Here is a 26,090-nt window from a genome sequence, read left to right on the forward strand (position 1 = left end):
CTTTCTGCCTTTCGCCACAGCAAACTCCTTGAGCAACTGAGCCAGAAGGTTCCAGCTGTCAGTGGCCTGTATGCTGAATTCGCTCACTTCGCCGAAGTCACCGGCGTCCTGACCGGCGACGAACAGCAGGTGCTAGCGCGCCTTCTGAAGTACGGCCCAAGCGTTCCGGTACAAGAGCCGACCGGTCGTCTGTTTCTGGTGTTGCCGCGTTTCGGCACCATCTCGCCATGGTCGAGCAAGGCCAGCGACATCGCCCGCAACTGCGGCCTGAGCAAGATCCAGCGTCTGGAGCGCGGTATCGCCTTCTACGTGGCCGGTCAGTTCAGTGAAGCCGAAGCCCAGCAGATCGCCGACGTGCTGCATGACCGCATGACGCAGATCGTGCTGGCCAACCTCGAACAGGCCGCCGGTCTGTTCAGCCACGCCGAGCCGAAGCCGCTGACGGCCATCGACATCCTCGGTGGCGGTCGCGCTGCGCTGGAAAAAGCCAACACCGAGCTGGGCCTGGCCCTGGCCGAAGACGAAATCGACTATCTGGTCGACGCCTTCAACGGTTTGAAGCGCAACCCGCACGACATCGAACTGATGATGTTTGCCCAGGCCAACTCCGAACACTGCCGCCACAAGATCTTCAACGCCAGTTGGGATATTGATGGTGAGAACCAGGAAAAAAGCCTGTTCGGCATGATCAAGAACACCTACGTGATGCACAGCGAAGGCGTTCTGTCGGCTTATAAGGACAACGCCTCGGTGATCGTCGGCAACGTTGCCGGCCGTTTCTTCCCGAACCCCGAAACCCGCCAGTACGGTGCGGTGCAGGAGCCGGTGCACATCCTGATGAAGGTTGAAACCCACAACCACCCGACCGCGATCGCCCCGTTCCCGGGCGCATCGACCGGTTCCGGCGGCGAGATCCGTGACGAAGGTGCAACCGGTCGTGGTGCCAAGCCAAAGGCTGGCCTCACCGGTTTCACCGTGTCGAACCTGCAGATCCCCGGCTTCGAACAGCCGTGGGAAGTGCCGTACGGCAAGCCTGAGCGCATCGTCACCGCGCTGGACATCATGATCGAAGGCCCGCTCGGCGGCGCTGCGTTCAACAACGAATTCGGTCGTCCGGCCCTGACCGGCTACTTCCGTACCTTCGAACAGTCGATCACCACCCCGCACGGTGACGAAGTTCGTGGTTACCACAAGCCGATCATGTTGGCCGGCGGCATGGGCAACATCCGCGAAGAACACGTCAAGAAAGGCGAGATCCTGGTCGGCTCCAAGCTGATCGTCCTCGGCGGCCCGGCGATGCTCATCGGTCTGGGCGGCGGTGCCGCTTCCTCGATGGCCACCGGTACCAGCTCGGCGGATCTCGACTTCGCTTCCGTGCAGCGTGAAAACCCTGAAATGGAGCGTCGTTGCCAGGAAGTCATCGACCGTTGCTGGCAACTGGGTGAAAAGAACCCGATCAGCTTCATCCACGACGTTGGCGCGGGCGGTCTGTCCAACGCCTTCCCGGAACTGGTCAACGACGGCGACCGCGGTGGCCGTTTCGAACTGCGCAACATTCCTAACGACGAGCCGGGCATGGCCCCGCACGAAATCTGGTCCAACGAATCCCAGGAACGTTACGTGCTGGCCGTTGGCCCTGAAGACTTCGCGCGCTTCCAGGCGATCTGTGAACGCGAGCGCTGCCCGTTTGCCGTTGTCGGTGAAGCCACCGCTGAACCGCAACTTACCGTGACCGACAGCCACTTCGGCAACAACCCGGTGGACATGCCACTGGAAGTGTTGCTGGGCAAAGCCCCGCGCATGCACCGCTCGGTGGTTCGCGAAGCTGAAATGGGCGATGACTTCGATCCGTCGAACCTCGACATCAGCGAGTCCATCGAACGCGTGCTGCATCACCCGGCCGTGGCGAGCAAAAGCTTTCTGATCACCATCGGCGACCGCACGATCACCGGCCTCGTGGCCCGTGACCAAATGGTCGGCCCGTGGCAGGTTCCGGTGGCCGACGTTGCCGTCACCGCCACCAGCTTCGACGTTTACACCGGTGAAGCGATGGCGATGGGCGAGCGTACTCCGCTGGCTCTGCTGGACGCTCCGGCGTCGGGCCGCATGGCCATCGGCGAAACCCTGACCAACATCGCCGCGTCGCGCATCAACAAGATCTCCGACATCAAACTGTCGGCGAACTGGATGTCCGCTGCCGGCCACCCGGGCGAAGACGCGCGTCTATACGACACCGTGAAAGCGGTCGGTATGGAATTGTGTCCTGAGCTGGGCATCACCATTCCGGTGGGCAAGGACTCGATGTCCATGGCCACTCGCTGGAACGATAACGGCGAAGAAAAAACCGTGACCTCGCCGATGTCGCTGATCGTGACCGGTTTCGCGCCAGTGGCTGACATCCGTCAGACCCTGACCCCGGAACTGCGCATGGACAAGGGCACCACCGACCTGATCCTGATCGACCTCGGTCGTGGTCAGAACCGTATGGGTGCTTCGATCCTTGCTCAGACACACGGCAAGCTCGGCAAACACGCGCCGGACGTCGACGACGCCGAAGACCTGAAAGCCTTCTTCGCGGTGATCCAGGGCTTGAACGCCGACGGTCACCTGCTGGCTTACCACGACCGTTCCGACGGTGGTCTGCTGACCTCCGTGGTGGAAATGGCCTTCGCCGGTCATTGCGGTCTGAGCCTGAACCTTGATGGTCTGGCTGAAACCACCGCCGACATCGCCGCCATCCTGTTCAACGAAGAACTGGGTGCAGTGATCCAGGTTCGCCAGGACGCCACGCCAGACATCCTCGCGCAATTCAGCGCGGCCGGTCTGGGCGACTGCGTTTCTGTGATCGGTCAGCCGATCAACAATGGCCAGATCAACATCACCTTCAACGGTGACACCGTGTTCGAAGGCCAGCGTCGTCTGCTGCAACGTACCTGGGCTGAAACCAGCTACCAGATCCAGCGTCTGCGCGACAACGCCGATTGCGCCGAACAAGAGTTCGACGTGCTGCTGGAAGAAGACAACCCGGGCCTGAGCGTCAAGCTCAGCTACGACGTCAACCAGGACATCGCCGCGCCTTACATCAAGAAGGGCATTCGTCCACAGGTTGCCGTGCTGCGTGAGCAGGGCGTCAACGGTCAGGTGGAAATGGCGGCGGCGTTCGACCGCGCCGGTTTCAACGCGATCGACGTGCACATGAGCGACATTCTCGCTGGCCGTGTCGACCTGAACGAGTTCAAAGGTCTGGTGGCATGCGGTGGTTTCTCCTACGGCGACGTGCTCGGCGCCGGTGAAGGCTGGGCCAAGTCGGCCCTGTTCAACAGCCGAGCCCGCGATGCGTTCCAGGGTTTCTTCGAGCGTAACGACAGCTTCACCCTCGGCGTGTGCAACGGTTGCCAGATGATGTCCAACCTGCACGAGCTGATCCCGGGCAGCGAGTTCTGGCCGCACTTTGTGCGCAACCGCTCCGAACAGTTCGAAGCGCGTGTGGCGATGGTGCAGATCCAGGAATCGAACTCGATCTTCCTGCAGGGCATGGCCGGTTCGCGTATGCCGATCGCCATTGCTCACGGTGAAGGTCACGCCGAGTTCTCCAGCGAAGAGGCACTGCTGGAAGCCGATCTGTCCGGTTGCGTGGCGATGCGTTTCGTCGACAACAGCGGCAAGGTCACCGAGCGTTATCCGGCCAACCCGAACGGTTCGCCGCGCGGGATTACCGGTCTCACCAGCCGTGACGGCCGCGTGACGATCATGATGCCGCACCCGGAGCGTGTGTTCCGTGCCGTGCAGAACTCGTGGCGTTCGGAAGACTGGAACGAAGATGCTCCTTGGATGCGTATGTTCCGTAACGCGCGCGTATGGGTGAACTAAGGCCTGTGTACAAGCTGGCGTTTTTTGTTCCTGAAAGTCATGTCGAGGTAGTCAAAGGGGCTGTGTTCGCTGCGGGTGGTGGGCGGATCGGTGACTATGACCACTGTGCGTGGCAGGTGCTTGGGTCTGGCCAGTTTCGACCTTTGGACGGCAGTCAGCCGTTTATTGGCGAGGCGGGGCAGGTTGAGCGGGTCGAGGAATGGAAGGTTGAGCTGGTGGTGGCGGATGAGTTGATCGTTGCTGTAGTGGCGGCGCTCAAGTTGAGCCATCCCTATGAGACGCCGGCTTATGAGGTGTGGCGGCTGGAAGATTTCTGATCTTTTTGCTGCTGAAACAGGAAACCCGCAGATGAGTGACTGTCTGCGGGTTTTTTGTTGCCCCCGATTTTTTGCGCGATGGTGTTTTTAATGTGGGAGCGAGCCTGCTCGCGAAGGTGCCGGCTCAGGCAATAATGTTCTGACTGACCGAGTACATATCCATTGCTGCGGTAACGGCTTCTCAGGGTTCCGCCCTTACGGCGGGTCACTTTTGACAAACGCCTCAAAAGTAACCAAAAAGGCTTGCCCCAACGTTCGGCCCACTCGCTAAAGCTCGGGGTTCCTTCGCTCCGGAATTCATCCGGGCGCATCGCCTCCGGTTTGCTTCGCTGCACCTCCTCTCGATGCATTTGGCTGCGCCAAACGGTCGCTGCGCTCCCACTCCCGGATAAATCCCTCCACTCAGCCTGCCGACGGGGCCGGTGGATCAAGATCAAGAGCAGGCGAGCTGACACTCGGCCTAGAGTGGTGAGGAGCCCGGGGTTCGACTTTTGATTTGTGTTGGAGCTGCCCCTCATCGGAACGCCGCCCGCCCAGCCCTCTCCCAGGGGAGAGGGAGCCGATTTGTGGGCTTTTCAGGATCTGAATTCGACTCGGTATTTCACGTCGGCGTACATCCACCAAACACCTCGGTCAGTCTCCTCTCCCTCTGGGAGAGGGGAGAGTGAGGGGCTTTTGATCTGTTTCAGGACCTGAATTCGACTCGGTATTTCACGTCGGCGTACACCCACCAAACACCTCGGTCAGTCCCCTCTCCCTCTGGGGGAGGGGCGAGTGAAAGGCTTTTGATCTGTTTCAGGACCTGAATTCGACTCGGTATTTCACGTCGGCGTACATCCACCAAACACCTCGGTCAGTTCCCTCTCCCTCTGGGGGAGGGGCGAGTGAGGGGCTTTTGATCTGTTTCAGGACCTGAATTCGACTCGGTATTTCACGTCGGCGTACATCCACCAAACACCTCGGTCAGTCCCCTCTCCCTCTGGGAGAGGGCTAGGGTGAGGGTTTGCTTTGGTCTGTTTGGATATGTGTAGAAATAGCAGAACCTTCCCACAAGGTTTTCAGGTTGTCCGTCGGACGTGCGCTCTCTAGTCTTTGCCTGTCGCTGCCAATTCAGCGACCGGGAGGTGAGATACCCGATTTGGATCCCCAGACAAGTGCCCCCATAATTGCGGCCAGCTCACGCTGTCAGCAGGTCCTTATGGCGGCTATGTGCGGGCGGACTTCGGTCCGGCCGGATTTGGGGTCCTTACCGGTAATCTCACTCCGTACATGGCTGCCACCCTTCTTCGAGTGAGATCGAGAGCAAGTGGCTGCAACACTCAAAGGACTTGTTCGATGGACAAACTGATCCCCGATCCACCCCCCGAAACCACCACCCCACTCGAAGCCGCCATCCGCGCCGAAGACTTGGCAAAAAACCGCGAAGCCATCAAACGCGCTCTCGATTTCTACCTCAGCCCCGAACCCGCCAAACCCCGACAACCGAGCACGATGTTCCTCGTCCACCCCAGCGTCGACACCGAAAGCCTGCTCGCCCACGCCTGTGAATCGTTGGCCTCAGCAAACGCCATGGCCAGCAACTTCGCAACCGAACTAGGCGGCTTGCAACGCAGCACCGCACTGGCCATCCAGCAAATCATCATGCTCGCCGAACTCGCAGTAAACCGGGCACTGGATCGAGTCGATCCACAAACCTGACGACCGCGTCATCGTTCATCGCCAGCAGGCCGGCTCCCACAAGGTCGTGCACGATTTTGAGAACAGTGAAGAACCTGTGGGAGCCTGACTTGCCAGCGATGACGGCCTGAAAGTCAACCGGTTCTCGAAGCCTCAACACAACTAAAACTGTGGGAGCGAGCTTGCTCGCGAAGCTCTTCTGACTAAGCTGCAAGACTATCTGGAGAAAGCAGATGCCGAAGGTGAATGACGCTCACGTCCTCTCATCCGCGTTGGACACCCTCGTTAGAAGCCCTCTGAATCAGGCCGATGACGTTGCACTCGTGAATGCTGCGAAAGAAGTCTGGTACTCGGATTCAAATGTTGAAAGCGAGGTGAAGGCCTTTCTGAAACATCATAGCGATGACATTGAACGTCGCCGCGCCGCCTACCTGTTGGAGCGATTTACGCGTTTCTCGTGTGTCTCGGATACCCGCGTATTGGAAACTCTTCATGCGCTGGAGCTTTTCGCACACTCGACACCGAAGCAGGATGTCGCGCCTCAAACAAAGGCTTCATTACGCAATCGCAAAGATGAATTGGCGGTCTCTTGGGGGTTAGCAGAAAGTCTTGGATTGAAGGTTCAAACGCTGATGCCATTTCAGACCCGCCATTACCAAGCGGAACAGCATTCATCCTGAGCCGAATCCATCGGCAACAAAAACCGGCCTAAGCCGGTTTTTTGTTTCGATTAAACCTTCACGCTAACTTCGCTACGATTCACCAGGCTTTCCAGTGCCCCGCTCAAACTCGCTGCTTTATCACCCACCAGCAAATGCCAGACCCCGCCATCCAACTGGCTGACACCGTGACACCCCAGATCCTTCAACTGCGCCTCGGACAACGCCTTGCCATCCGCCAATTGCAGGCGAATCCGCGTCATCGCAATGCAATCCAGTTGCAGCACATTGTCGCCACCGCCCAGCGCATTCAGCCATTGCTGCGCCTCGGAACCGGCAACGGCCACGACTTTCGGCTCATCAGCGACAGCAGCGCTTTCAACCAAAACCGCACGCCCCAGCGCCGGCATCGCCAAGCGAATCTCATCGGCAATGCTGTCCGCCATCGGCCCGACAACCACCTGCAAACTGCCACCTTTTCCCGGACGCACCACCGCCATCGCACCCAGCGCTTTCAAATCAGCATCAGACGCTTTGTTGCGATCAACCATCTCCAGTCGCAACCGCGTAGTGCAGGCGCCAACGGTGACCAAATTATCCGCACCGCCCAATGCCTTGATGTAAGCACTGGCCCGTTCGTTTTCAGTCAGTACGGCTTTTTCACTAACAGCCACATCCTCACGCCCCGGCGTTTTCAGATTGAAGCGACGAATGCAGAAGTCGAAGACGAAGTAGTAGATCACCGCGTAAGCCAACCCAACCGGGAACACCAGCCAACCATTGGTGGACTTGCCCCAGCCGAGAATCATGTCGATAAAGCCGCCGGAGAAGGTGAAGCCCAAATGGATGTTCAAGGCATTGGTAATCGCCATCGACAATCCAGTCAGTAGCGCATGCAGCAGGTACAACAACGGTGCCAAAAACATGAAGGCGAATTCAATCGGCTCAGTCACCCCGGTCAAGAACGAAGTCAGCGCCATCGACAGGAAAATCCCGCCCATGACCTTGCGGCGTTCCGGCAGGGCGTTGCGGTACATCGCCAGGCATGCTGCCGGCAGGCCGAAGATCATCATGGGGAACATGCCGGTCATGAACTGGCCGCCCTTCGGATCGCCGGCGAAGTAGCGCGACAGGTCGCCGGTCACCAGAGCGCCTGTGGTTGGATCGGTGAAGTTGCCAAACACAAACCAAGCCATGTTGTTGAGGATGTGGTGCAGGCCGGTGACGATCAGCAGGCGGTTGAACACGCCAAACACGAACGCGCCGATGCTGCCGCTTTCCATCATCAGCGCGCCGAAGCTGTTGATGCCGTGCTGGATTGGCGGCCAGATGTAGCCGAACACCACGCCCAGACCGACCGCTGCGAACCCGGTGACAATCGGCACAAAGCGCCGGCCACCAAAGAACGCCAGATACTCCGGCAGCTTGATGTCCTTGAAGCGGTTGTACAGCGCGCCGGCCATCAGGCCGCTGACGATCCCGGCGAGCATGCCCATGTTGATGCTCGCGTCGAGCACCTTCAGTGTGGAGATCATCACCAGATAACCGATTACCCCGGCGAGGCCGGCGGTGCCGTTGTTGTCTTTGGCGAAACCGACGGCGATGCCGATGGCGAAGATCATCGCCAGGTTGGCGAAGATCACCTGGCCGGCATCGTGAATGATCGCGATGTTCAGCAGGTCGGTGTCACCCAGACGCAGCAGCAGGCCGGCAATCGGCAGGATCGCGATCGGCAGCATCAGCGCGCGGCCGAGGCGTTGCAAGCCTTCGATGAAGAGTTGATACATGGCGTTTGTCCTTGTTGTTTTTGTTAGCGCAGAGGCCAATGTTGATGGCAGGCGTGACGCACGGCAGCGGCGCTGCTCAGCTTGAGCAGGTCACGGCTGAGGCGCTGGCATTCGGCTTCGTGCACCTGGCGCACGCGATCCTTGATTTCACCGATCTGCACCGGGCTGACCGACAGTTCGGTAACGCCCAGACCGATCAATACGGGGGTTGCCAGCGGATCAGAGGCGAGGGCGCCGCAGACGCCGACCCAACGCTTGTGCACCGCCGCACCCTCGCAGGTCATGGCGATCAGGCGCAGCAGCGCCGGGTGCAGGGCGTCGACGCGGGCGGCCAGACCTGCGTGATCGCGATCCATGGCCAAGGTGTATTGCGACAAATCGTTGGTGCCGATCGAGAGAAAGTCGGCGTGTTCGGCCAGTTGTTCGGCTTGCAGCGCAGCGGCGGGGACTTCGATCATCACGCCGATTTCCGGGCGCTGGCTGATGCCGAGTTCCAGACACAGGGCATCGACGCGCTGGCGGATATGCAGCAGTTCGTCGACTTCGGTGACCATCGGCAGCAGGATCCGGCAGCGGCGCAGCGGGCTGACTTGCAGCAGCGCACGCAGTTGCTGATCGAGGATTTCCGGGCGGGCCTGAGCCAGACGAATACCGCGCAGGCCGAGCACCGGGTTGGCTTCGATGGGCAGCGGCAGATAGTCGAGTTGCTTGTCGCCGCCGACGTCGATGGTGCGGATGATCACCGACTTGTCGCCCATCGCATCAATCACTGCCTGGTAAGCGCTGCGCTGTTCTTCGACGTCCGGAGCGGTCTGGCGATCTACGAACAAAAACTCGGTTCGCAGCAGGCCGACGCCATCGGCACCATTGGTAAAGGCATCTGCCGCTTCTTTGCTGGAGGCGACGTTGGCGACGACTTCGATGTGCACGCCATTTCGCGTTTCGGCCGGTAAGTGAGCTTTGGCCTGCTGCGCGTCGCGACGTTGCTGGCGTTCAATTTGCGCCTGCTTGACTTCAGCCAAGCGCCCAGCGTTTGGCGTCAGTTCCAGACGACCGCCATCGGCATCGAGCACCACCGATTGGCCTTGCGGCTGGTCAAGCAATGCCGAACCCAACGCCACCATGCACGGCAGACCTTTACCGCGCGCGAGAATCGCCACGTGCGACGTCGCGCCACCCTCGGCCATGCACAACCCGGCGACACCTTGCGCGCTGAGTTGCAGAAGATCCGAAGGCGTCAGTTCATGTGCGGCAACAATGGCGCCGGCCGGTACGTCGTAATTCCATGCTTCGCCGAGCAACGCGCGTAACACGCGTTGTTTGAGGTCGCGCAGATCATTGGCGCGCTCAGCCAGCAGCGCGCTGCCGGTGTGTTGCAGCACATCGCACTGCACATCAATCGACTGGCTCCAGGCGTGAGTCGCCGCAGTGCCTTGCTCGATGGATTGCTGTGCGGCATCGAGCAGGGCCGGGTCTTCGAGCAACGCCAGGTGCGCGGCAAAGATTGCTTCTTCATCGGCATTTTTGTGCTTTTTCGCTTGGGCGAGGGTACCGTCGATTTCGCTGCTGACCTGTTGCAGTGCAACCTCAAGCACCTGCTGTTGTTGCCGCGGATCGTGATTGCCCGCATCCACCGGCAGACTGATCGCGTTCAAGCGAAACAGCGGCCCACCGACGAAACCTGGCGCAGCGCATACCCCGTGCAGCACACCGGCTTCGGCCGGGCGCTTGAGAGGGGCAATGTGGGTCGGCGCCGCCGCGTGATGATCCTCCGGCAACGCCGTGGCCAGTGCCGTGAGCAACGCTTGCAGCGCCGCTTCAGCGTCCGGCCCCTGACAGCTGACCTGCACTTCATCCTGCTCGCCAACTGCCAAGCCCATCAAACCGATCAGGCTGTTGCACGGCGCCGATTTACCGGCGAAGTGCAGTTGCGACTGGCTCTTGAAACCTTGCGCGGTCTGCCGAATCAGCGCTGCCGGGCGTGCGTGCAAACCGCCGCGATGCGCCACCAACACATGACCATGAACCTCTGGTCCGCCGACTTCCGCGACATTCGCCGCCACGCTGTTGCGCGCAACAATGTGCAACAACGGCTCGCCAACCTTCACCGCTTTCAGCGTGATCGGGCGTACCTGAAAATCCTCGCTGTTGGTCAGGATCAACAGGCTGACGAGGCTTTTGCACTGCTGGCCAACCTTGTCCAGGTCGTAGCGCAACAACGGCTGGCCCTTGGTCACGCGGCCACCTTCCTTGACCAGCATCGAGAAGCCTTCGCCGTTCAGTTCAACGGTATCCAGGCCCAAGTGCAGAAGAATCTCCGCACCGTTATCGGCGCGCACAGTGAGTGCGTGGCCGGTGCGCGCGACGTGAATGATCACCCCGGCGCACGGCGAGTACAGGGTGTCGTTGATCGGGTCGATGGCAATGCCGTCGCCCATGGCGCCGCTGGCGAACACCGCGTCCGGGACTTTGGCGAGCGTGAGCACCGGGCCGCTGAGCGGGGCGCTGAGGGTCAGCTCTTTATTGTTGTTGTGCATGGCTCGGTCTCATCAGTAATTTCGCTGATCCCTGTAGGAGCTGCCGCAGGCTGCGATCTTTTGATCCTGTTTTTTGTGAATCAAAATCAAAAGATCGCAGCCTGCGGCAGCTCCTACAGAGTCGTGCATCAATCGACGGTTTTGCGTGCGCCGACAGGGGTTGTGCATCCATCGGTGGTTTTTGCGTCCGCCGATAGGGTTGTGCATCAATCAGCGGTTTTGTGTTCGCCGATCGGGTCGGGCATCGATCAACTGTTAGTGCGTGCGGGTCACTTTGCTCAGGTGGCGCGGCTGATCCGGGTCCATGCCACGGGCCACGGCCAGACCTGCGGCCATCACGTAAAAGCTCTGGATCGCCAGAATCGGATCGAGGGCCGGATGTTCGGCGCGGGTCAGGGTCAGGTCGCGCTCGGCGATGTCATCCGGCGCGGCCAGCAACACGCGGGCGCCGCGTTGACGCATTTCCGCCGCCAGGCTCAGCAGGCCAGCCTGTTCGGCGCCGCGAGGGGCGAAGACCAGCAACGGATAGTGTTCATCGATCAGCGCCATCGGGCCGTGGCGCACTTCGGCGCTGCTGAACGCTTCGGCCTGAATTGCCGAGGTTTCCTTGAATTTCAGCGCAGCCTCTTGGGCGATGGCGAAACCGGCGCCACGGCCGATGACCATCAAACGCTCGCAATCACGCAACGCTTCGATGGCCACGCTCCAGTCCTGTTTCGCCGCTTCGCGCAAACCTTCAGGCAGGGCGTTGCCGGCCTCGAGCAATTCGCTGTCCTCTTTCCAGTGCGCGATCAAACGGGCGCTGGCGCTGAGGGTGGCGATGAAACTCTTGGTCGCGGCGACGCTGCTTTCCGTCCCTGCGAGCAGTGGCACGCTGAACTCACACGCTGCTTCCAGTGGCGATTCGGCGGCGTTGACCATCGACACGCTCAGCGCGCCACGCTTGCGCAACAGACGCAAGCTGTTGACCAGATCCGGGCTCTGCCCCGATTGTGAAAAAGCGAACGCGACCTGACCGCTGACCTTCAACGGCGCCTGCTGCATGGTCACCACCGACATCGGCAACGACGCCACCGGCACACCCAATTGCTGCATGGTCAGATAGGCGAAATAGCTCGCTGCGTGGTCGGAGCTGCCGCGTGCGACGGTCATCGCCACTTGCGGTGGTTGGCGGCGCAGGCGCCCGGCGATCTCGATCATTTGCGGGTCGAGCTGTTGCAGTTGGGCTTGCACGGCCTCGAACGAGGACAGCGCCTCCTCAAGCATTTTTGAAGTCAATGTCTTCTCCTTCGACCATGACAGCGGTCAGTGTGAGTGAGCGATCCAACCGCACGCAGTCGGCCCAGGCGCCTGGTGCAAGGCGCCCGCGTTCGTTGATGCCGAGGTAATCGGCGGGAAATTGCGACAGACGCTGTGAAGCCTCGGCGATCGGCAAACCGATCTTCACCAGATTGCGCAGGGCCTGATCCATGGTCAGGGTGCTGCCGGCCAAGGTGCCGTCGGGCAGGCGTACGCCGCCCAGGCATTTGGTCACGGTGTGGCTGCCCAGTTTGTATTCACCGTCGGGCATGCCGGCGGCAGCGGTCGAATCGGTCACGCAATACAGGCACGGGATCGAGCGCAGGGCGACGCGAATCGCGCCGGGATGCACATGCAGCAAATCGGGGATCAGCTCGGCGAATTTGGCGTGGGCCAATGCCGCGCCAACGATGCCCGGCTCGCGGTGATGCAGCGGGCTCATGGCGTTGTAGAGGTGAGTGAAACTGGTCGCGCCGGCCGCCATTGCGGCAACGCCTTCCTCGTAACTGCCGAGGGTGTGGCCGATCTGCATGCGCACGCCACGGCTGCTCAATTCACGAATCAACGCGTCGTGACCGGCGATTTCCGGGGCGATGGTGATCACGCGGATCGGTGCCAGCGCCAGATACTCTTCGACTTCGGCCATCAACGCGGTGTGCGCGAAGTTCGGTTGCGCACCGAGTTTGCCGGGATTGATGTACGGGCCTTCGAGGTGGACGCCGAGGACGCGCGCGGCACCTTGCGGACGCTGTTCGCAGAACTCGCCGACTTCCTTCAGGACGCTGGAGATCTCGGCACTCGGCGCGGTCATCGTGGTGGCGAGCAACGAGGTGGTACCAAAACGCACGTGGGTTCTGGTAATGGTTTCGAAAGCGCTGGCGCCTTCCATGATGTCTTTGCCGCCACCGCCGTGGACGTGCAGATCGATGAAGCCCGGCAGCAGATACGGCAGCTCATTGCTCGCCGGATCGCAAGGCACGCCTTCGATCGACACGACTTTGCCGTGTTCGTGGATCAGCCGGCCGCGAACCCAGCCGCTGGCGGTGAGGATGTTGTCTTCGGACATTTCGCTTCTCTCGTTTGGGCTTGGCTGCTGATCAGCGGCGAAGCTCTGCAACAAAGTCGTAGTAGTCGTTGCGGCAATAGGTGTCGGTGACTTCGATCGGTGTGTTGTCTTCCAGGTAGCCAACCCGGGTCATCAGCAACATGGCGGTGCCGGGGGCGATGCCGACCAGCGCGGCGAACTCGTCCGAGGCGTTGATCGCCTGAATGTGCTGCAAGGCGCGCACGATCGGTTTGCCGATGCCGTCGAGGTATTCATAGAGCGAATCGCCGACCAGTTGCGGCTTGGGCATGATCGATGCGGGCAGGGTGCTCATCTCGATCGCCATGACGGTGTCATCGGCTTTGCGCAGACGCTTCATGCGCGCGACCTTGTCGTTCGGCGACAGGCTGAGACGGATCAGTTCTTCGTGGGTCGGCAGGGTGATTTCGCGCTCCAGCCACTTTGAACTGGGCACGAAACCCTTCAAACGCAGCATTTCGCTGAAACCGGAGAGACGCGACAGCGGTTGTTCCAGACGCGGCGTGATGAAGGTGCCGGAACCTTGCAGGCGACGGATCAGGCCTTGATCGAGGAGGACCTCCAGCGCCTTGCGTGCGGTGACCCGGGAGATACCGAGCATTTCACTGAGATTGCGCTCGGACGGCATCGCCTGTTCGGACTTCCACTGCCCGGCATGGATCGCCGCTTCCAGATTGCGCGCCAGTTGCAAGTACAGCGGCGTCGGCTGAGAGTCGTCTGGACGTAGGGCGTGGAGGTCGTTCATGTAGGTCATTTCCGGCGCGAGTATAGGATTGTTGTGGCTCGCTTGTGAGACGGAAATTAATACCACTTGAATACCATGTCAACGCGGGTAATCGGCCGTTAGCCCAATGAAATGGCGGGTTGTAGCGGGTGTGGTTTGAAGTGGTATTAAAGGTGGGCTGTAGAAAGCAAAAGATCGCAGCCTGCGGCAGCTCCTACAGTGGGAAGTGGTATCACCTCTGTAGGAGCTGCCGCAGGCTGCGATCTTTTGATTTATTTTTTATCGCCGACCGACGGTAACGGCTGAATGAGCCGTCGCCACAGGTTAAGGGCGGATTTCAACCATCGTGCCATCCGGCACCAGGCTCCACACTTCGCGCATATCGACGTTGCGCATGGCGACGCAGCCGTCCGTCCAGTCCAGGGTGTGGAACAGGTCTTCCGGGGTTTCTTCGGAATCCGGCGTGCCGTGGATCATGATCATCCCGCCAGGCTCAACGCCTTCGCGCCGGGCGCGGGCCGAGTCGCTGATGTTCGGGTAGGAAATGTGCATCGACAGGTTGAATTTGTCGCTGGTCTTGCGCCAGTCGATCCAATAGAAACCTTCCGGCGTGCGCTTGTCGCCCTCAATCAGCTTCGGACCTTTTTTCGCGCCCTTGCCCAAGGAAATGCGATAGCTCTTCAGCGGCTTGCCATCGGCGATCAACTGCAGTTGATGAGCCGATTTGAGCACCAGGACTTTTTCGATAAGCGGGGTATTCGCAGGCGTCACGGTGGTCACGAATGACGCTTGGGAGACGGAAACGAACGACAGGCAGAACAGGGCAAGCAACCAGCGCATTGAAACGATTCCCCAGGAATGAAGCAGACAAGTTTTGTGTAGGAGCTGCCGCAGGCTGCGATCTTTTGATCTTCTAACCAACAATGACCGGCTGCACCAATGGCGGAATCGATTCCGAACGCACCGGATACACCTCAATCCGCCGATCAGCGAAGAAGCATTCTAAGGTACGCCCCACCGTGCGGAAAGCCAGTTCGTCCCAGGGAATGTCGGCTTCGTCGAATAGTTGCACTTCGAGGCTCTCGGGGCCGGCGGCAAAGTCCAGATCAACCAGCTCCGCGCGGAAAAACACATGCACCTGACTGATGTGCGGCACATCAATCAGCGTATAGATGCTCAGGTTACGCACACGGGCGCAGGCCTCTTCGGCGGTTTCACGGACGGCGGCCTGCTCGATGGTCTCACCGTTCTCCATGAACCCGGCGGGCAACGTCCAGTAACCGAGGCGCGGCTCGATGGCGCGACGGCAGAGCAAGACTTTCGTGCCCCAGGTCGGCACACAACCGGCGACGATATTGGGGTTCTGATAGTGAATGGTCTGACAGCTGTCACAGACAAATCGCTGCCGCGAATCGCCTTCGGGAATGCGCTGGGTGACCGGGTTACCGCAGTGGCTGCAAAATTTCATGCTGGGCTTCCTGAATGCTGCGCCTATCTTGGCGTGCAGCGGTGTCGGTCGGCAAGTTGTCGTTTCGCGACATGGCGAGATTCGGGGGCTTGGGCGGCTGCAATGATTGGTGCATGATGCAGGGTAAGGCACAGATCGAGAACACTCATGCTGGACGAGCTACTGCATAGGGTAAGCAACCACACACCGCGCACGCTGGAGACCGACAAACGTTTCCCCGAGGCCGCCGTTCTGGTGCCGATCACCCGCAGTGACGAGCCTGAGCTGGTGCTGACCCTGCGCGCCAGCGGACTCTCGACCCACGGTGGCGAAGTGGCTTTCCCCGGTGGCCGTCGCGACCCCGAAGACCCGGATCTGATCTTCACCGCTCTGCGTGAGGCGGAAGAGGAAATCGGCCTGCCGCCCGGCCTCGTCGAAATCATCGGCCCGCTCAGCCCGCTGATCTCCCTGCACGGCATCAAGGTCACGCCTTATGTCGGCGTTATTCCTGACTTTGTCGAATACCGCGCCAACGATGCCGAAATTGCTGCGGTCTTCACTGTGCCGCTGGAGTTCTTCCGCGAGGACCCCCGCGAACACACCCATCGCATCGACTATCAAGGTCGCAGCTGGTACGTGCCGAGCTATCGTTACGGCGATTTCAAGATCTGGGGGCTGACGGCGATCATGATCGTCGAGTTGATCAATCTGCTCTATGACGCGAAAATCAGTCTGCACCAGCCGCCGAAAAGCTTTATCAACACCTGAAGCCGTCGTTCGAACGGCCCATCCCCGTGAGCCCCGAGGAAAACAAGATGAAATACCGCTTGGGCGACGCCCGTGTCGAGACCCATCCACAGAGCTGGGTCGCCCCCAATGCCGTGCTGGTGGGCAAGGTCAAACTGGAAGAGGGCGCCAACGTCTGGTTCAACGCCGTGCTGCGCGGCGATAACGAACTGATCCTGATCGGCAAAAACAGCAACGTGCAGGACGGCACCGTGATGCACACCGACATGGGCTACCCGCTAACCATCGGCACCGGCGTGACCATCGGTCACAACGCCATGCTGCATGGCTGCACGGTCGGTGATTACAGCCTGATCGGTATCAACGCGGTAATTCTCAACGGTGCGAAGATCGGCAAAAACTGCATCATCGGCGCCAATTCGCTGATCGGTGAAGGTAAGGAAATTCCCGATGGTTCGCTGGTGATGGGTTCGCCGGGCAAGGTTGTGCGTGAGTTGACCGAGCCGCAAAAGAAGATGCTCGAAGCCAGCGCCGCCCACTATGTGCATAACTCCCAGCGTTATGCGCGCGATCTGGTTGAGCAGGAAGAATGACTACCACCGAAAGACCGGTCGCCTCGCCGTGCGTGAATATTTGTGCGCTGGATGAGGATGATATCTGCACCGGCTGCCAGCGTACGGTGGAAGAGATCACGCGCTGGAGCCGCATGAACAATGACGAGCGCCGGGTAGTGCTGGGGTTGTGTCATGAGCGGGCGAAGGCGAGTGGGTTGGTGTGGATGATCCCTTCGAAGTCGTGATCGGCATGTGATTGCCCTCACCCTAACCCTCTCCCAGGGGGAGAGGGACTGACCGGGTTGTTTGGACGAGTCACGCCGACCTGAAAATACCGCGTCGAACTCAGGTCATGAACATCATGGAGATCTGCTCCCTTCCCCCTCGCCCCCATGGGGGAGAGGGCTGGGGTGAGGGGGTGGCTCTTGATCTGCGGGTCCAGTAATCTGTGCGCCAATCAGCCAGGTCGCCCCCATGATTTTCCTCATCGCCTATATCAGCAGCGTCGTGCTGATCAACTTCGCCTTCTCCACCGCGCCGCACCTGGACATCATCTGGTCGGCCTGGGGCGGTCTGGTCTTCATACTGCGCGACATGGTGCAGACCCGTTTCGGTCACGGTGCGCTGGTGGCGATGCTGGCGGCGCTGGTGCTGTCTTACGTCACCTCCGATCCCTCCATTGCTTTGGCCAGTGCCACGGCGTTCGCGGTGTCGGAAATCATCGATTGGCTGGTGTTCAGCATCACCAAGCGGCCGTTGCGCGACCGCTTGTGGATCAGTTCGGCACTGAGCATTCCCCTCGATACCTTCATCTTCTTCGGCATGATCGACCTGTTGACGCCACCGGTGATCATCACCGCGCTGCTGTCGAAATTCGCCGGCGTCACCGCTGTCTGGCTGATCATGGCCTGGCGTGATCGCAAACAGGCCGTCGCCAGCTGAAGCCAAAGCCTCGGGTTCATGTAAAATGCCGCGCTTTCTCCCCATGGAAAGCGCGTCTGGCGTTGCTTTCCTCGATGATCCGCTGCTTTGAGGACCTGAGATGACCCGTATCGGAACTCCGTTGTCGCCAACCGCGACCCGCGTATTGCTGTGTGGCTGTGGTGAGTTGGGCAAGGAAGTGGTGATCGAGTTGCAACGCCTGGGCGTTGAAGTGATCGCCGTTGACCGCTACGCCAACGCGCCGGCCATGCAAGTCGCACATCGCAGCCACGTGATCAACATGCTCGACGGCGCCGCCCTGCGTGCGGTGATCGAAGCCGAGAAGCCGCACTTCATCGTGCCGGAAATCGAAGCCATCGCCACCGCCACCCTGGTCGAACTGGAAGCCGAAGGCTTCACCGTGATCCCGACCGCGCGCGCTGCGCAACTGACCATGAACCGCGAAGGCATCCGTCGTCTGGCCGCTGAAGAGCTGGATCTGCCGACCTCGCCGTACCACTTTGCCGACACCTTCGAGGACTACAGCAAAGCCGTTGAAGACCTGGGTTTCCCATGCGTGGTCAAACCGGTGATGAGCTCGTCGGGCAAAGGCCAGAGCTTGCTGCGCAGCGTCGATGACGTGCAGAAAGCCTGGGATTATGCGCAAGAGGGCGGTCGCGCCGGCAAAGGTCGGGTGATCATCGAAGGCTTCATCGATTTCGACTACGAAATCACTCTGCTGACCGTACGCCACATCGGTGGCACCACGTTCTGCGCGCCGGTTGGTCACCGTCAGGAGAAGGGCGACTATCAGGAATCGTGGCAGCCACAAGCCATGAGCCCGATTGCCCTGGCTGAATCCGAGCGCGTTGCCAAAGCCGTGACCGAGGCGCTGGGTGGTCGTGGTCTGTTTGGCGTCGAATTGTTCATCAAAGGTGATCAGGTGTGGTTCAGCGAAGTCTCGCCGCGTCCGCATGACACCGGCCTGGTGACGCTGATTTCGCAGGATCTGTCGCAGTTCGCCTTGCACGCTCGCGCGATTCTGGGTCTGCCAGTGCCGCTGATCCGTCAATTCGGGCCATCGGCTTCGGCAGTGATTCTGGTGGAAGGGCAGTCGACCCAGACCGCATTTGCCAATCTGGGTGCTGCGTTGAGCGAGCCGGACACGGCGTTGCGTTTGTTCGGCAAGCCAGAAGTGAATGGCCAGCGCCGCATGGGCGTGGCGCTGGCGCGGGATGAGTCGATCGAGGCTGCGCGTGCCAAGGCGACCCGTGCTGCTCAGGCTGTTGTCGTAGAACTCTAAACCGAGTCGCGTCCATCGCGAGCAGGCTCACTCCTACAGTTGGAATGCGTTCCCCTGTAGGAGTGAGCCTGCCCGCGATGGGGTCTGTCAGGCCACCCGATTCAGATCGTTATCGCGCGTTTCCTTCAAGCACAACACCGCAATCAAACTCAGCACCGCCGCCCCCGACACATACCCGCCGACATAACTCAAACCACCCATCGCCACCAGTTTCTGCGCAAAGAACGGCGCCGCCGAGGCCCCGACAATCCCGCCCAGGTTATACGCCGCCGAAGCGCCGGTATAACGCACGTGGGTCGGAAACAGCTCTGGCAACAGCGCCCCCATCGGCGCGAACGTCACTCCCATCAAAAACAGCTCGATGCACAGAAACAGCGCCACGCCCCACGTCGAACCTTGCGTCAGCAACGGCTCCATCAGAAATCCGGAAAGAATCGCCAGCACGCCACCGATGATCAGCACCGGTTTGCGCCCGTAACGGTCGCTTGCCCATGCGGACAACGGCGTGGCGGCCGCCATGAACAACACGGCAAAGCACAGCAGGCCGAGGAACGTTTCGCGGCTATAACCGAGCGTGGAAACCCCGTAGCTGAGGGAGAACACCGTCGAGATATAGAACAGCGCGTAACACACCACCATCGCCGCCGCGCCCAGCAAGGTCGGCGCCCAGTACTGGCTGAACAGCTCGATCAACGGCATTTTTACCCGCTCCTGACGGGCGATGGCGTTAGCGAAGACCGGGGTTTCATGCAGTTTCAGTCGCACATACAGGCCAACCATCACCAGCACGGCGCTCAGCAGGAACGGAATGCGCCAGCCCCAGCTGCGGAATTGCTCGTCATCGAGGGTCATGGCCAGGGTCAGAAACAAACCGTTGGCCGCGAGAAAACCAATCGAAGGGCCGAGCTGCGGAAACATGCCGAACCACGCGCGTTTGCCTTTCGGTGCGTTTTCCGTGGCCAGCAGGGCAGCACCGCCCCATTCGCCGCCCAGTCCCAAACCCTGACCGAAGCGCAGCACGCACAACAGAATCGGCGCCCAGGCGCCAATGCTGGCGTAACCCGGCAGCACGCCAATCAGCGTTGTGCACACGCCCATCAACAGTAGCGAGGCGACCAGCGTCGACTTGCGCCCCATGCGGTCACCAAAGTGGCCGAACAGTGCCGAGCCCAAGGGCCGGGCCAGAAAAGCGATACCAAAAGTAAGAAACGCCGAGAGCATCTGCGCAGTGCCAGACGTCTGCGGAAAGAACACTGGCCCGATCACCAGTGCCGCAGCAGTGGCGTAGACATAGAAGTCGTAGAACTCGATGGCGGTGCCGATAAAACTCGCCGTCGCCACCCGTGTGGCGGAGTTGGTCGGTTGGGCAGGCGCGGTGTCGCTGTAAGCGGTACTGGTCGTCATGCGGTGATCCCTGACAGTCATGAGCTCCGTTGGAGCGAATTATTATGGTCGAACACCCAGGGATGTGGGATGAGGCGCGGTCGCTGTTTCAGGTAGGAACAGTCGCCGGAGTGCAGCGGAAATGGCCGAAACCTGTTGTGTGCGGGGTAAGCACGAGGCGCGGCGGCGCTTGGGTAAGCTGATCCGATTATAGGAAGGGGGCTAACGATCAAACAAGAGCAAAAAGATCGCAGCCTTCGGCAGCTCCTACATGGGAACGCATTTCAAATGTAGGAGCTGCCGAAGGCTGCGATCTTTTGATTTTTTGATCTTTGATCTTTTACCTGGCAGGCACCAAAGCAGGCACAGAGGAGGTATGCCAGATCAACACCTTGCTCACCCGGTTCTCCTCAGTCTCGAGAATCTCCAGCCGATAACGCCCGATCTTCAAACAAACCGCGCTCGCGGGAATCGTCTCCAGCGCCTCGGTCACCAACCCGTTCAGGGTTTTCGGCCCATCGCTTGGCAGATGCCAACCCAGGCACTTGTTCAATTCACGAATCGAAGCAGTGCCATCAATCACCATCCGCCCATCCGCCTGCGGATGAATATGCGGGTTGTCGAGGCTGTGCTCGCTTTCGAACTCACCGACGATTTCTTCAAGAATATCTTCCAGCGTGACGATGCCAAGCACTTCGCCGTACTCGTCGACAACCATGCCCAGCCGCCGCTGTTGCTTGTGGAAGTTCAGCAACTGCAGTTGCAGTGGCGTGCTCTCCGGCACGAAGTACGGTTCGTAACTGGCTGCCAGCAGCGCTTCGCGAGTCAAATCACCGTGGTTGAGCAGATGACGGATCTGCCGGGTGTTGAGCACGGCTTCGACCTGGTTGATGTCGCTGTGGAACACCGGCAGGCGCGTGCGTTTGTTGTGGCGCAGTTGTTCGATGATCTCTTCGATCGAGTCGTCGAGGTTGATGCCATCGACATCGCTGCGTGGTACCAGAATGTCGTTGACCGTGATGTTGTCCAGCGCGTGGATGCCGGAAACCGGGTGGGCGTGAACCGGGTGTTCGGGATCATCGTGGCGATCGGAGGGCGCGTCGTCTTCGCTTTGCTGCACCACTTGCGCCTTGCGTACGAACGGACGCATCAGCAGGCCGCTGATACGGCTGAACAGCCAGGCCAGCGGGTAAATGATCTTCAGTGGCACGGCCAGCAGGGAATTGCCGAAGGCCAGCACGGCATCGGGATAACGCCGGGCGACGGTGCGCGGGAAGTAATCGGCGAACACCAGCAGGATCGCGCCGACACCCAGACATGCCGCCCAAGGGCCGTTTTCTTCGCAGAGGAAGATCGCCAGCAGGGTCGCAATGACCACGGCGAGGGCGCGGCACAAGGTGTTGCAGAGGATCAGGCTGTCAAGCGGGAAGCTCAGCTTCGCCAGCGGTTTGTCGCTGGCGCGCGAGGCGGTGCGTTGTGCGAGCAGGTGCTGCTGCGCGATTTCGACGGCGGTAAACAGCCCTGACCATAAAATCAGCAGGACAAATACCGCGAGCATCGGCCCTAGGGGCAAACCGTCCATTTATGCCGCCCGTCAGATGTGCAGGATGTATTCACGAACCAGTTTGCTGCCGAAATACGCCAACATCAGCAGGCAGAAACCGGCGAGGGTCCAGCGAATCGCCTTGTGGCCGCGCCAGCCGAGACGGTTGCGGCCCCACAGCAGCACGCTGAACACGATCCACGCCAGGCAGGCCAGCAAAGTCTTGTGCACCAGGTGCTGTGCGAACAGGTTCTCGACGAACAGCCAGCCGGAGATCAGCGACAGCGACAGCAGGGTCCAGCCGGCCCAGAGGAAACCGAACAACAGGCTTTCCATGGTTTGCAGCGGCGGGAAATTCTTGATCAGCCCGGACGGATGCTTGTGCTTGAGCTGGTGGTCTTGCACAAGCAGCAACAAGGCCTGAAACACCGCAATGGTGAACATGCCGTAGGCGAGGATCGACAATAGAATGTGCGCAAGGATGCCCGGCTCTTCATCGATGATCTGCACCGTACCGGTTGGCGCGAACTGCGCCAGCAGCACGGTGATCGCGCCCAGCGGGAACAGCAGCACCAGCAGGTTTTCCACCGGAATGCGCGAACAGGCGATCAACGTCAGCGCGATCACCGCTGCGGCGATCAGGCTCGAGGCGCTGAAGAAGTCCAGGCCCAGACCGATTGGCGTCAGCAGGTGAGTGAGCAGGCTGGCGGCGTGGGCCACGACGGCGAGCGCGCCGAGGCTAACCAGCAGGCGCTTGTTCGCCTTGGCGCCGGTGGCCAGGCGGGTGCTCTGATAAAGGGTCGCAGCGGCATATAGAAGGGCGGCGGCGAGGGTGGTCAGCAAACTGGGTGACAAGGGGAGCATAAATCCTGTTAGGCAAGCCCGAAAGGGGCTGAGTTTGGCATAGAACCGCCATGACACGAAAGACTCAGGAAGCTGACAGCGAGGTGTCCGCCAGCCGCAGTCTTCGCTATAATCCGCGACCTGCCCACGCCGCAGGCTCGCCGAGCACATGTTGATTCCGGTCTGGGCCGCCATTATCCCGGTCTACACAGGGCCTGAAAGGATCGCGCAATGTTTGAAAACTTAACCGACCGTCTCTCGCAGACGCTGCGCCATGTCACCGGCAAGGCGAAGCTGACCGAGGACAACATCAAAGACACCCTGCGTGAAGTGCGCATGGCGTTGCTCGAAGCCGACGTCGCCCTGCCGGTGGTCAAGGACTTCGTCAATTCGGTCAAGGAGCGCGCTGTCGGCACCGAGGTGTCGCGCAGTCTGACGCCGGGCCAGGCATTCGTGAAGATCGTCCAGGCCGAACTCGAAAGCCTGATGGGCGCGGCCAACGAAGATCTGAACCTGAGCGCCGTACCGCCAGCCGTCATTCTGATGGCCGGTCTGCAGGGCGCGGGTAAAACCACCACCGCCGGCAAACTGGCGCGCTTCCTTAAAGAGCGCAAGAAGAAGTCGGTCATGGTCGTATCGGCGGACGTTTACCGTCCTGCGGCGATCAAGCAGCTGGAAATGCTCGCCGGTGAAGTGGGCGTGACCTTCTTCCCGTCCGACCTGAGCCAGAAGCCGGTCGACATCGCGCAAGCCGCTATTAAAGAAGCAAAACTGAAATTCATCGACGTGGTCATCGTCGATACCGCCGGTCGTCTGCACATCGACGAAGAGATGATGGGCGAGATCAAGGCGCTGCACGCCGCGATCAACCCGGTCGAAACCTTGTTCGTGGTCGACGCCATGACCGGTCAGGACGCCGCCAACACGGCCAAGGCCTTCGGTGATGCCCTGCCGCTGACCGGTGTGATCCTGACCAAGGTCGACGGCGACGCCCGTGGCGGTGCCGCACTGTCGGTACGCGCAATCACTGGCAAGCCGATCAAGTTCATCGGTATGGGCGAGAAGAGCGAAGCGCTCGATCCGTTCCACCCTGAGCGTATCGCCTCGCGGATTCTCGGCATGGGCGACGTGCTCAGCCTGATCGAACAGGCCGAAGCGACCCTCGATAAAGACAAGGCCGACAAACTGGCCAAGAAGCTGAAGAAGGGCAAGGGCTTCGACCTTGAAGACTTCCGCGATCAGCTGCAACAGATGAAGAACATGGGCGGCCTCGGCGGCCTCATGGACAAACTGCCGAGCATCGGCGGTGTCAACCTGTCGCAAATGGGCAATGCCCAGAACGCCGCAGAGAAACAATTCAAGCAGATGGAAGCCATCATCAATTCCATGACCCCGGCCGAGCGCCGCGACCCTGAGCTGATCAGCGGTTCGCGCAAACGCCGGATCGCCATGGGTTCCGGCACTCAGGTGCAGGACATCGGTCGCTTGATCAAGCAGCACAAGCAGATGCAGAAGATGATGAAGAAATTCACCGCCAAAGGCGGAATGGCGAAAATGATGCGCGGCATGGGCGGAATGCTGCCCGGCGGCGGCATGCCGAAAATGTAAAGAATCCGCGCCGGTCGTCGCACCGGCGCAGACCCTGCAAGGACGCAGGATCAACAGCAAACCCGCACTTGGCGGGAGCTGACCGGCCGTTTTCATCGACGGCTCTATATGCAGATCTGCACGGCATGCCATAGGCGCCGGAAAAAGTCATTTGCAAAAGTCCGGATATTCCTTAGAATATGCGGCCTTTCGGGCACCTATGCCCGCTGTGCATTTAGATTTGCAGCACCGACTACAGGAACGATGTTCACATGCTAACAATCCGTCTTGCCCTTGGCGGCTCCAAAAAGCGCCCGTTTTACCACCTGACCGTAACCGACTCGCGTAACCCGCGTGACGGCTCCCACAAAGAACAGGTTGGTTTCTTCAACCCTGTTGCACGTGGTCAGGAAGTTCGTCTGTCCGTGAACCAAGAGCGCGTAGCCTACTGGCTGAGCGTTGGTGCACAGCCTTCTGAGCGTGTTGCTCAGTTGCTGAAGGAATCTGCAAAGGCTGCGGCCTGAGCAATATGAACGCGACGCCTGCTGTTGCCGATGATTTGATCGTTATTGGCAAAATTTATTCTGTTCATGGCGTTCGCGGCGAAGTGAAGGTTTATTCCTTTACTGATCCGACTGAAAACCTGTTGCAGTACAAAACCTGGACGCTCAAGCGCGAAGGCAATGTCAAACAGGTCGAGCTGGTCAGTGGACGCGGGAGCGACAAGTTCCTGGTCGCAAAGCTCAAGGGTCTCGATGATCGTGAAGAAGCTCGTCTTCTGGCCGGTTATGAGATCTGCGTGCCGCGCAACCTGTTCCCTGAATTGACCGACGGCGAGTACTACTGGTACCAGCTGGAAGGTCTGAAGGTCATCGATCAACTGGGGCAATTGCTCGGGAAAGTCGATCATCTTCTGGAAACCGGCGCCAATGATGTAATGGTAGTCAAGCCTTGCGCTGGCAGCCTGGATGATCGCGAACGCTTGTTGCCCTATACGGGCCAATGTGTGTTGGCAGTCGATCTGGCCGCGGGCGAGATGAAGGTGGATTGGGACGCGGACTTCTAAGCGTGGCTAACTTGCGCGTAGAAGTGATCAGTTTGTTTCCCGAGATGTTTTCCGCCATCGGCGACTACGGCATCACCAGTCGAGCGGTCAAACAGGGGCTCTTGCAGCTGACCTGTTGGAACCCGCGGGATTACACGACGGATCGGCATCACACTGTGGATGATCGCCCGTTTGGCGGTGGTCCGGGCATGGTGATGAAGATCAAGCCCCTGGAAGATGCACTGGCTCAGGCCAAGGCAGCAGCCGGGGAGGCGGCGAAGGTGATTTACCTGTCCCCCCAAGGCCGTCAACTGACTCAGTCGGCGGTACGCGAGTTGGCACAATCGGATGCATTAATCCTGATTGCCGGCCGCTATGAAGGCATTGACGAGCGTTTTATTGAAGCTCATGTCGATGAAGAGTGGTCGATTGGCGACTATGTACTGTCTGGCGGCGAGCTGCCGGCCATGGTCCTGATCGATGCGGTTACACGACTGCTGCCTGGAGCTTTAGGGCATGCGGACTCCGCCGAGGAAGATTCCTTTACGGATGGTCTGCTGGATTGCCCGCACTACACCCGACCTGAGGTGTATGCGGATCAGCGTGTACCCGACGTGTTGCTGAGTGGCAACCACGCGCATATCCGGCGTTGGCGTTTACAGCAGTCCCTTGGTAGGACCTATGAACGACGCGCCGATCTTCTGGAAAGCCGCTCGCGTGCTGGAGACGAGAAGAAGCTGGTCGGGGACGACCTCCGCGAGCG

General features: G+C 60.1%; 24 protein-coding genes. 13 read left to right on the top strand and 11 right to left on the bottom strand.

The features are described from left to right. Together purL and ACIPZE_RS27645 are read left to right on the top strand one after the other, a co-directional pair. Positions 1-3,870, top strand: a 3,870-nt coding sequence (purL, locus tag ACIPZE_RS27640; RefSeq protein WP_400776563.1) for a phosphoribosylformylglycinamidine synthase, incomplete at its 5' end; no start/stop codon positions are given. A gap of 5 nt (positions 3,871-3,875) precedes the next feature. Next, the gene (locus ACIPZE_RS27645) at positions 3,876-4,187 is read left to right on the top strand and encodes an NGG1p interacting factor NIF3 (protein WP_400776585.1); all 312 of its coding nucleotides are present in this window, start codon (positions 3,876-3,878) and stop codon (positions 4,185-4,187) included. Here ACIPZE_RS27645 and ACIPZE_RS27650 read toward each other — a convergent pair. Beyond that, positions 4,157-4,522 carry a hypothetical protein gene (locus ACIPZE_RS27650; RefSeq protein WP_400776565.1) on the bottom strand — a complete coding sequence of 122 codons (366 nt, stop codon included), beginning with the start codon at positions 4,520-4,522 and terminating at the stop codon, positions 4,157-4,159. The genes ACIPZE_RS27645 and ACIPZE_RS27650 overlap by 31 nt on opposite strands. 1,000 nt (positions 4,523-5,522) lie before the next feature. Here ACIPZE_RS27650 and ACIPZE_RS27655 point away from each other — a divergent pair. Beyond that, positions 5,523-5,885 carry a DUF6124 family protein gene (locus tag ACIPZE_RS27655; RefSeq protein ID WP_053117409.1) on the top strand — a complete coding sequence of 121 codons (363 nt, stop codon included), beginning with the start codon at positions 5,523-5,525 and terminating at the stop codon, positions 5,883-5,885. Between the two features lie 212 nt (positions 5,886-6,097). Continuing rightward, positions 6,098-6,544 carry a hypothetical protein gene (locus ACIPZE_RS27660; protein WP_283437580.1) on the top strand — a complete coding sequence of 149 codons (447 nt, stop codon included), beginning with the start codon at positions 6,098-6,100 and terminating at the stop codon, positions 6,542-6,544. A gap of 50 nt (positions 6,545-6,594) precedes the next feature. Here the strand turns inward: ACIPZE_RS27660 and nagE are convergent, their stop codons facing one another. From nagE to ACIPZE_RS27695, 7 genes are all read right to left on the bottom strand, one after another. Then, positions 6,595-8,310: an N-acetylglucosamine-specific PTS transporter subunit IIBC gene (nagE, locus tag ACIPZE_RS27665; RefSeq protein WP_400776569.1), complete on the bottom strand. Its 1,716-nt coding sequence runs from the start codon at positions 8,308-8,310 to the stop codon at positions 6,595-6,597. 23 nt (positions 8,311-8,333) lie between these two features. Continuing rightward, positions 8,334-10,847: a phosphoenolpyruvate--protein phosphotransferase gene (gene ptsP, locus ACIPZE_RS27670; protein WP_400776572.1), complete on the bottom strand. Its 2,514-nt coding sequence runs from the start codon at positions 10,845-10,847 to the stop codon at positions 8,334-8,336. A gap of 255 nt (positions 10,848-11,102) precedes the next feature. Then, entirely contained in the window at positions 11,103-12,125 is a 1,023-nt protein-coding gene (locus ACIPZE_RS27675) for an SIS domain-containing protein (protein ID WP_400776574.1), read from the bottom strand. Beyond that, entirely contained in the window at positions 12,106-13,212 is a 1,107-nt protein-coding gene (gene nagA / locus ACIPZE_RS27680) for an N-acetylglucosamine-6-phosphate deacetylase (RefSeq protein WP_283437576.1), read from the bottom strand. Before nagA ends, ACIPZE_RS27675 begins: the two co-directional genes overlap by 20 nt. A 31-nt stretch (positions 13,213-13,243) precedes the next feature. Further along, on the bottom strand, positions 13,244-13,975 hold the full coding sequence (locus ACIPZE_RS27685) for a GntR family transcriptional regulator (protein WP_008081651.1): 732 nt from the start codon (positions 13,973-13,975) through the stop codon (positions 13,244-13,246). Positions 13,976-14,278: 303 nt separating this feature from the next. After that, positions 14,279-14,794, bottom strand: coding sequence for a murein L,D-transpeptidase family protein (locus ACIPZE_RS27690; RefSeq protein WP_400776576.1), 516 nt, complete (start codon positions 14,792-14,794; stop codon positions 14,279-14,281). A gap of 73 nt (positions 14,795-14,867) precedes the next feature. Further along, a complete protein-coding gene (locus tag ACIPZE_RS27695) occupies positions 14,868-15,422 on the bottom strand; it encodes an NUDIX hydrolase (RefSeq protein WP_283437575.1) in 555 nt (184 codons plus the stop codon). Between the two features lie 147 nt (positions 15,423-15,569). On the opposite strand from ACIPZE_RS27695, the gene ACIPZE_RS27700 reads away from it, so the two are divergent. The 5 genes from ACIPZE_RS27700 (at position 15,570) to purT (ending at position 18,926) form a co-directional block, all read left to right on the top strand. Continuing rightward, complete coding sequence (locus ACIPZE_RS27700) at positions 15,570-16,169, top strand: CoA pyrophosphatase (protein ID WP_129389588.1); 600 nt, start codon at positions 15,570-15,572, stop codon at positions 16,167-16,169. 47 nt (positions 16,170-16,216) lie between these two features. Continuing rightward, positions 16,217-16,741 carry a gamma carbonic anhydrase family protein gene (locus ACIPZE_RS27705; protein WP_007954617.1) on the top strand — a complete coding sequence of 175 codons (525 nt, stop codon included), beginning with the start codon at positions 16,217-16,219 and terminating at the stop codon, positions 16,739-16,741. After that, positions 16,738-16,947, top strand: a complete 210-nt coding sequence (locus ACIPZE_RS27710; RefSeq protein ID WP_283437574.1) for a DUF1289 domain-containing protein — start codon at positions 16,738-16,740, stop codon at positions 16,945-16,947. Before ACIPZE_RS27705 ends, ACIPZE_RS27710 begins: the two co-directional genes overlap by 4 nt. A gap of 229 nt (positions 16,948-17,176) precedes the next feature. Beyond that, on the top strand, positions 17,177-17,644 hold the full coding sequence (locus ACIPZE_RS27715; protein WP_400776578.1) for a preQ0 transporter: 468 nt from the start codon (positions 17,177-17,179) through the stop codon (positions 17,642-17,644). A gap of 100 nt (positions 17,645-17,744) precedes the next feature. Next, the gene (gene purT, locus ACIPZE_RS27720; protein WP_016986367.1) at positions 17,745-18,926 is read left to right on the top strand and encodes a formate-dependent phosphoribosylglycinamide formyltransferase; all 1,182 of its coding nucleotides are present in this window, start codon (positions 17,745-17,747) and stop codon (positions 18,924-18,926) included. 87 nt (positions 18,927-19,013) lie between these two features. Here purT and ACIPZE_RS27725 read toward each other — a convergent pair whose 3' ends face one another. The 3 genes from ACIPZE_RS27725 to ACIPZE_RS27735 all read right to left on the bottom strand — a co-directional run bounded on the left by ACIPZE_RS27725 (position 19,014) and on the right by ACIPZE_RS27735 (position 22,716). After that, positions 19,014-20,330 (bottom strand): MFS transporter, encoded by a 1,317-nt coding sequence (locus ACIPZE_RS27725; RefSeq protein WP_400776581.1) that lies wholly within the window; start codon positions 20,328-20,330, stop codon positions 19,014-19,016. A gap of 319 nt (positions 20,331-20,649) precedes the next feature. Further along, positions 20,650-21,891 (bottom strand): transporter associated domain-containing protein, encoded by a 1,242-nt coding sequence (locus ACIPZE_RS27730; protein WP_283437572.1) that lies wholly within the window; start codon positions 21,889-21,891, stop codon positions 20,650-20,652. 12 nt (positions 21,892-21,903) lie between these two features. Then, positions 21,904-22,716 carry an inner membrane protein YpjD gene (locus ACIPZE_RS27735; RefSeq protein WP_034154823.1) on the bottom strand — a complete coding sequence of 271 codons (813 nt, stop codon included), beginning with the start codon at positions 22,714-22,716 and terminating at the stop codon, positions 21,904-21,906. A gap of 210 nt (positions 22,717-22,926) precedes the next feature. Here ACIPZE_RS27735 and ffh point away from each other — a divergent pair, with 210 nt between their 5' ends. The 4 genes from ffh to trmD all read left to right on the top strand — a co-directional run. Further along, a complete protein-coding gene (gene ffh / locus ACIPZE_RS27740; protein ID WP_053117442.1) occupies positions 22,927-24,303 on the top strand; it encodes a signal recognition particle protein in 1,377 nt (458 codons plus the stop codon). A 251-nt stretch (positions 24,304-24,554) separates the two neighbouring features. Next, the gene (gene rpsP / locus ACIPZE_RS27745; RefSeq protein WP_003198088.1) at positions 24,555-24,806 is read left to right on the top strand and encodes a 30S ribosomal protein S16; all 252 of its coding nucleotides are present in this window, start codon (positions 24,555-24,557) and stop codon (positions 24,804-24,806) included. Between the two features lie 5 nt (positions 24,807-24,811). Next, positions 24,812-25,348 carry a ribosome maturation factor RimM gene (gene rimM / locus ACIPZE_RS27750; RefSeq protein ID WP_129389600.1) on the top strand — a complete coding sequence of 179 codons (537 nt, stop codon included), beginning with the start codon at positions 24,812-24,814 and terminating at the stop codon, positions 25,346-25,348. Positions 25,349-25,392: 44 nt separating this feature from the next. Continuing rightward, the coding region (gene trmD, locus ACIPZE_RS27755; RefSeq protein ID WP_400776588.1) for a tRNA (guanosine(37)-N1)-methyltransferase TrmD at positions 25,393-26,090 on the top strand (698 nt) is incomplete at its 3' end.

The organism is Pseudomonas sp. NPDC089741 (genome assembly GCF_044748825.1).
GTDB lineage: Bacteria > Pseudomonadota > Gammaproteobacteria > Pseudomonadales > Pseudomonadaceae > Aquipseudomonas > Aquipseudomonas helmanticensis.

Bases quoted from the DNA above. Each gene is read 5' to 3' on its own strand.
- ACIPZE_RS27655 (WP_053117409.1), top strand. From the start codon at position 5,523: ATGGACAAACTGATCCCCGATCCACCCCCCGAAACCACCACCCCACTC.
- ACIPZE_RS27735 (WP_034154823.1), bottom strand. From the start codon at position 22,716: ATGCTCCCCTTGTCACCCAGTTTGCTGACCACCCTCGCCGCCGCCCTT.
- ptsP (WP_400776572.1), bottom strand. From the start codon at position 10,847: ATGCACAACAACAATAAAGAGCTGACCCTCAGCGCCCCGCTCAGCGGC.
- ACIPZE_RS27690 (WP_400776576.1), bottom strand. From the start codon at position 14,794: ATGCGCTGGTTGCTTGCCCTGTTCTGCCTGTCGTTCGTTTCCGTCTCC.
- ACIPZE_RS27715 (WP_400776578.1), top strand. From the start codon at position 17,177: ATGATTTTCCTCATCGCCTATATCAGCAGCGTCGTGCTGATCAACTTC.
- ACIPZE_RS27685 (WP_008081651.1), bottom strand. From the start codon at position 13,975: ATGAACGACCTCCACGCCCTACGTCCAGACGACTCTCAGCCGACGCCG.
- ACIPZE_RS27710 (WP_283437574.1), top strand. From the start codon at position 16,738: ATGACTACCACCGAAAGACCGGTCGCCTCGCCGTGCGTGAATATTTGT.
- ffh (WP_053117442.1), top strand. From the start codon at position 22,927: ATGTTTGAAAACTTAACCGACCGTCTCTCGCAGACGCTGCGCCATGTC.
- ACIPZE_RS27700 (WP_129389588.1), top strand. From the start codon at position 15,570: ATGCTGGACGAGCTACTGCATAGGGTAAGCAACCACACACCGCGCACG.
- ACIPZE_RS27725 (WP_400776581.1), bottom strand. From the start codon at position 20,330: ATGACGACCAGTACCGCTTACAGCGACACCGCGCCTGCCCAACCGACC.
- ACIPZE_RS27660 (WP_283437580.1), top strand. From the start codon at position 6,098: ATGCCGAAGGTGAATGACGCTCACGTCCTCTCATCCGCGTTGGACACC.
- rimM (WP_129389600.1), top strand. From the start codon at position 24,812: ATGAACGCGACGCCTGCTGTTGCCGATGATTTGATCGTTATTGGCAAA.
- nagE (WP_400776569.1), bottom strand. From the start codon at position 8,310: ATGTATCAACTCTTCATCGAAGGCTTGCAACGCCTCGGCCGCGCGCTG.
- ACIPZE_RS27730 (WP_283437572.1), bottom strand. From the start codon at position 21,891: ATGGACGGTTTGCCCCTAGGGCCGATGCTCGCGGTATTTGTCCTGCTG.
- rpsP (WP_003198088.1), top strand. From the start codon at position 24,555: ATGCTAACAATCCGTCTTGCCCTTGGCGGCTCCAAAAAGCGCCCGTTT.
- purT (WP_016986367.1), top strand. From the start codon at position 17,745: ATGACCCGTATCGGAACTCCGTTGTCGCCAACCGCGACCCGCGTATTG.
- ACIPZE_RS27705 (WP_007954617.1), top strand. From the start codon at position 16,217: ATGAAATACCGCTTGGGCGACGCCCGTGTCGAGACCCATCCACAGAGC.
- ACIPZE_RS27695 (WP_283437575.1), bottom strand. From the start codon at position 15,422: ATGAAATTTTGCAGCCACTGCGGTAACCCGGTCACCCAGCGCATTCCC.
- nagA (WP_283437576.1), bottom strand. From the start codon at position 13,212: ATGTCCGAAGACAACATCCTCACCGCCAGCGGCTGGGTTCGCGGCCGG.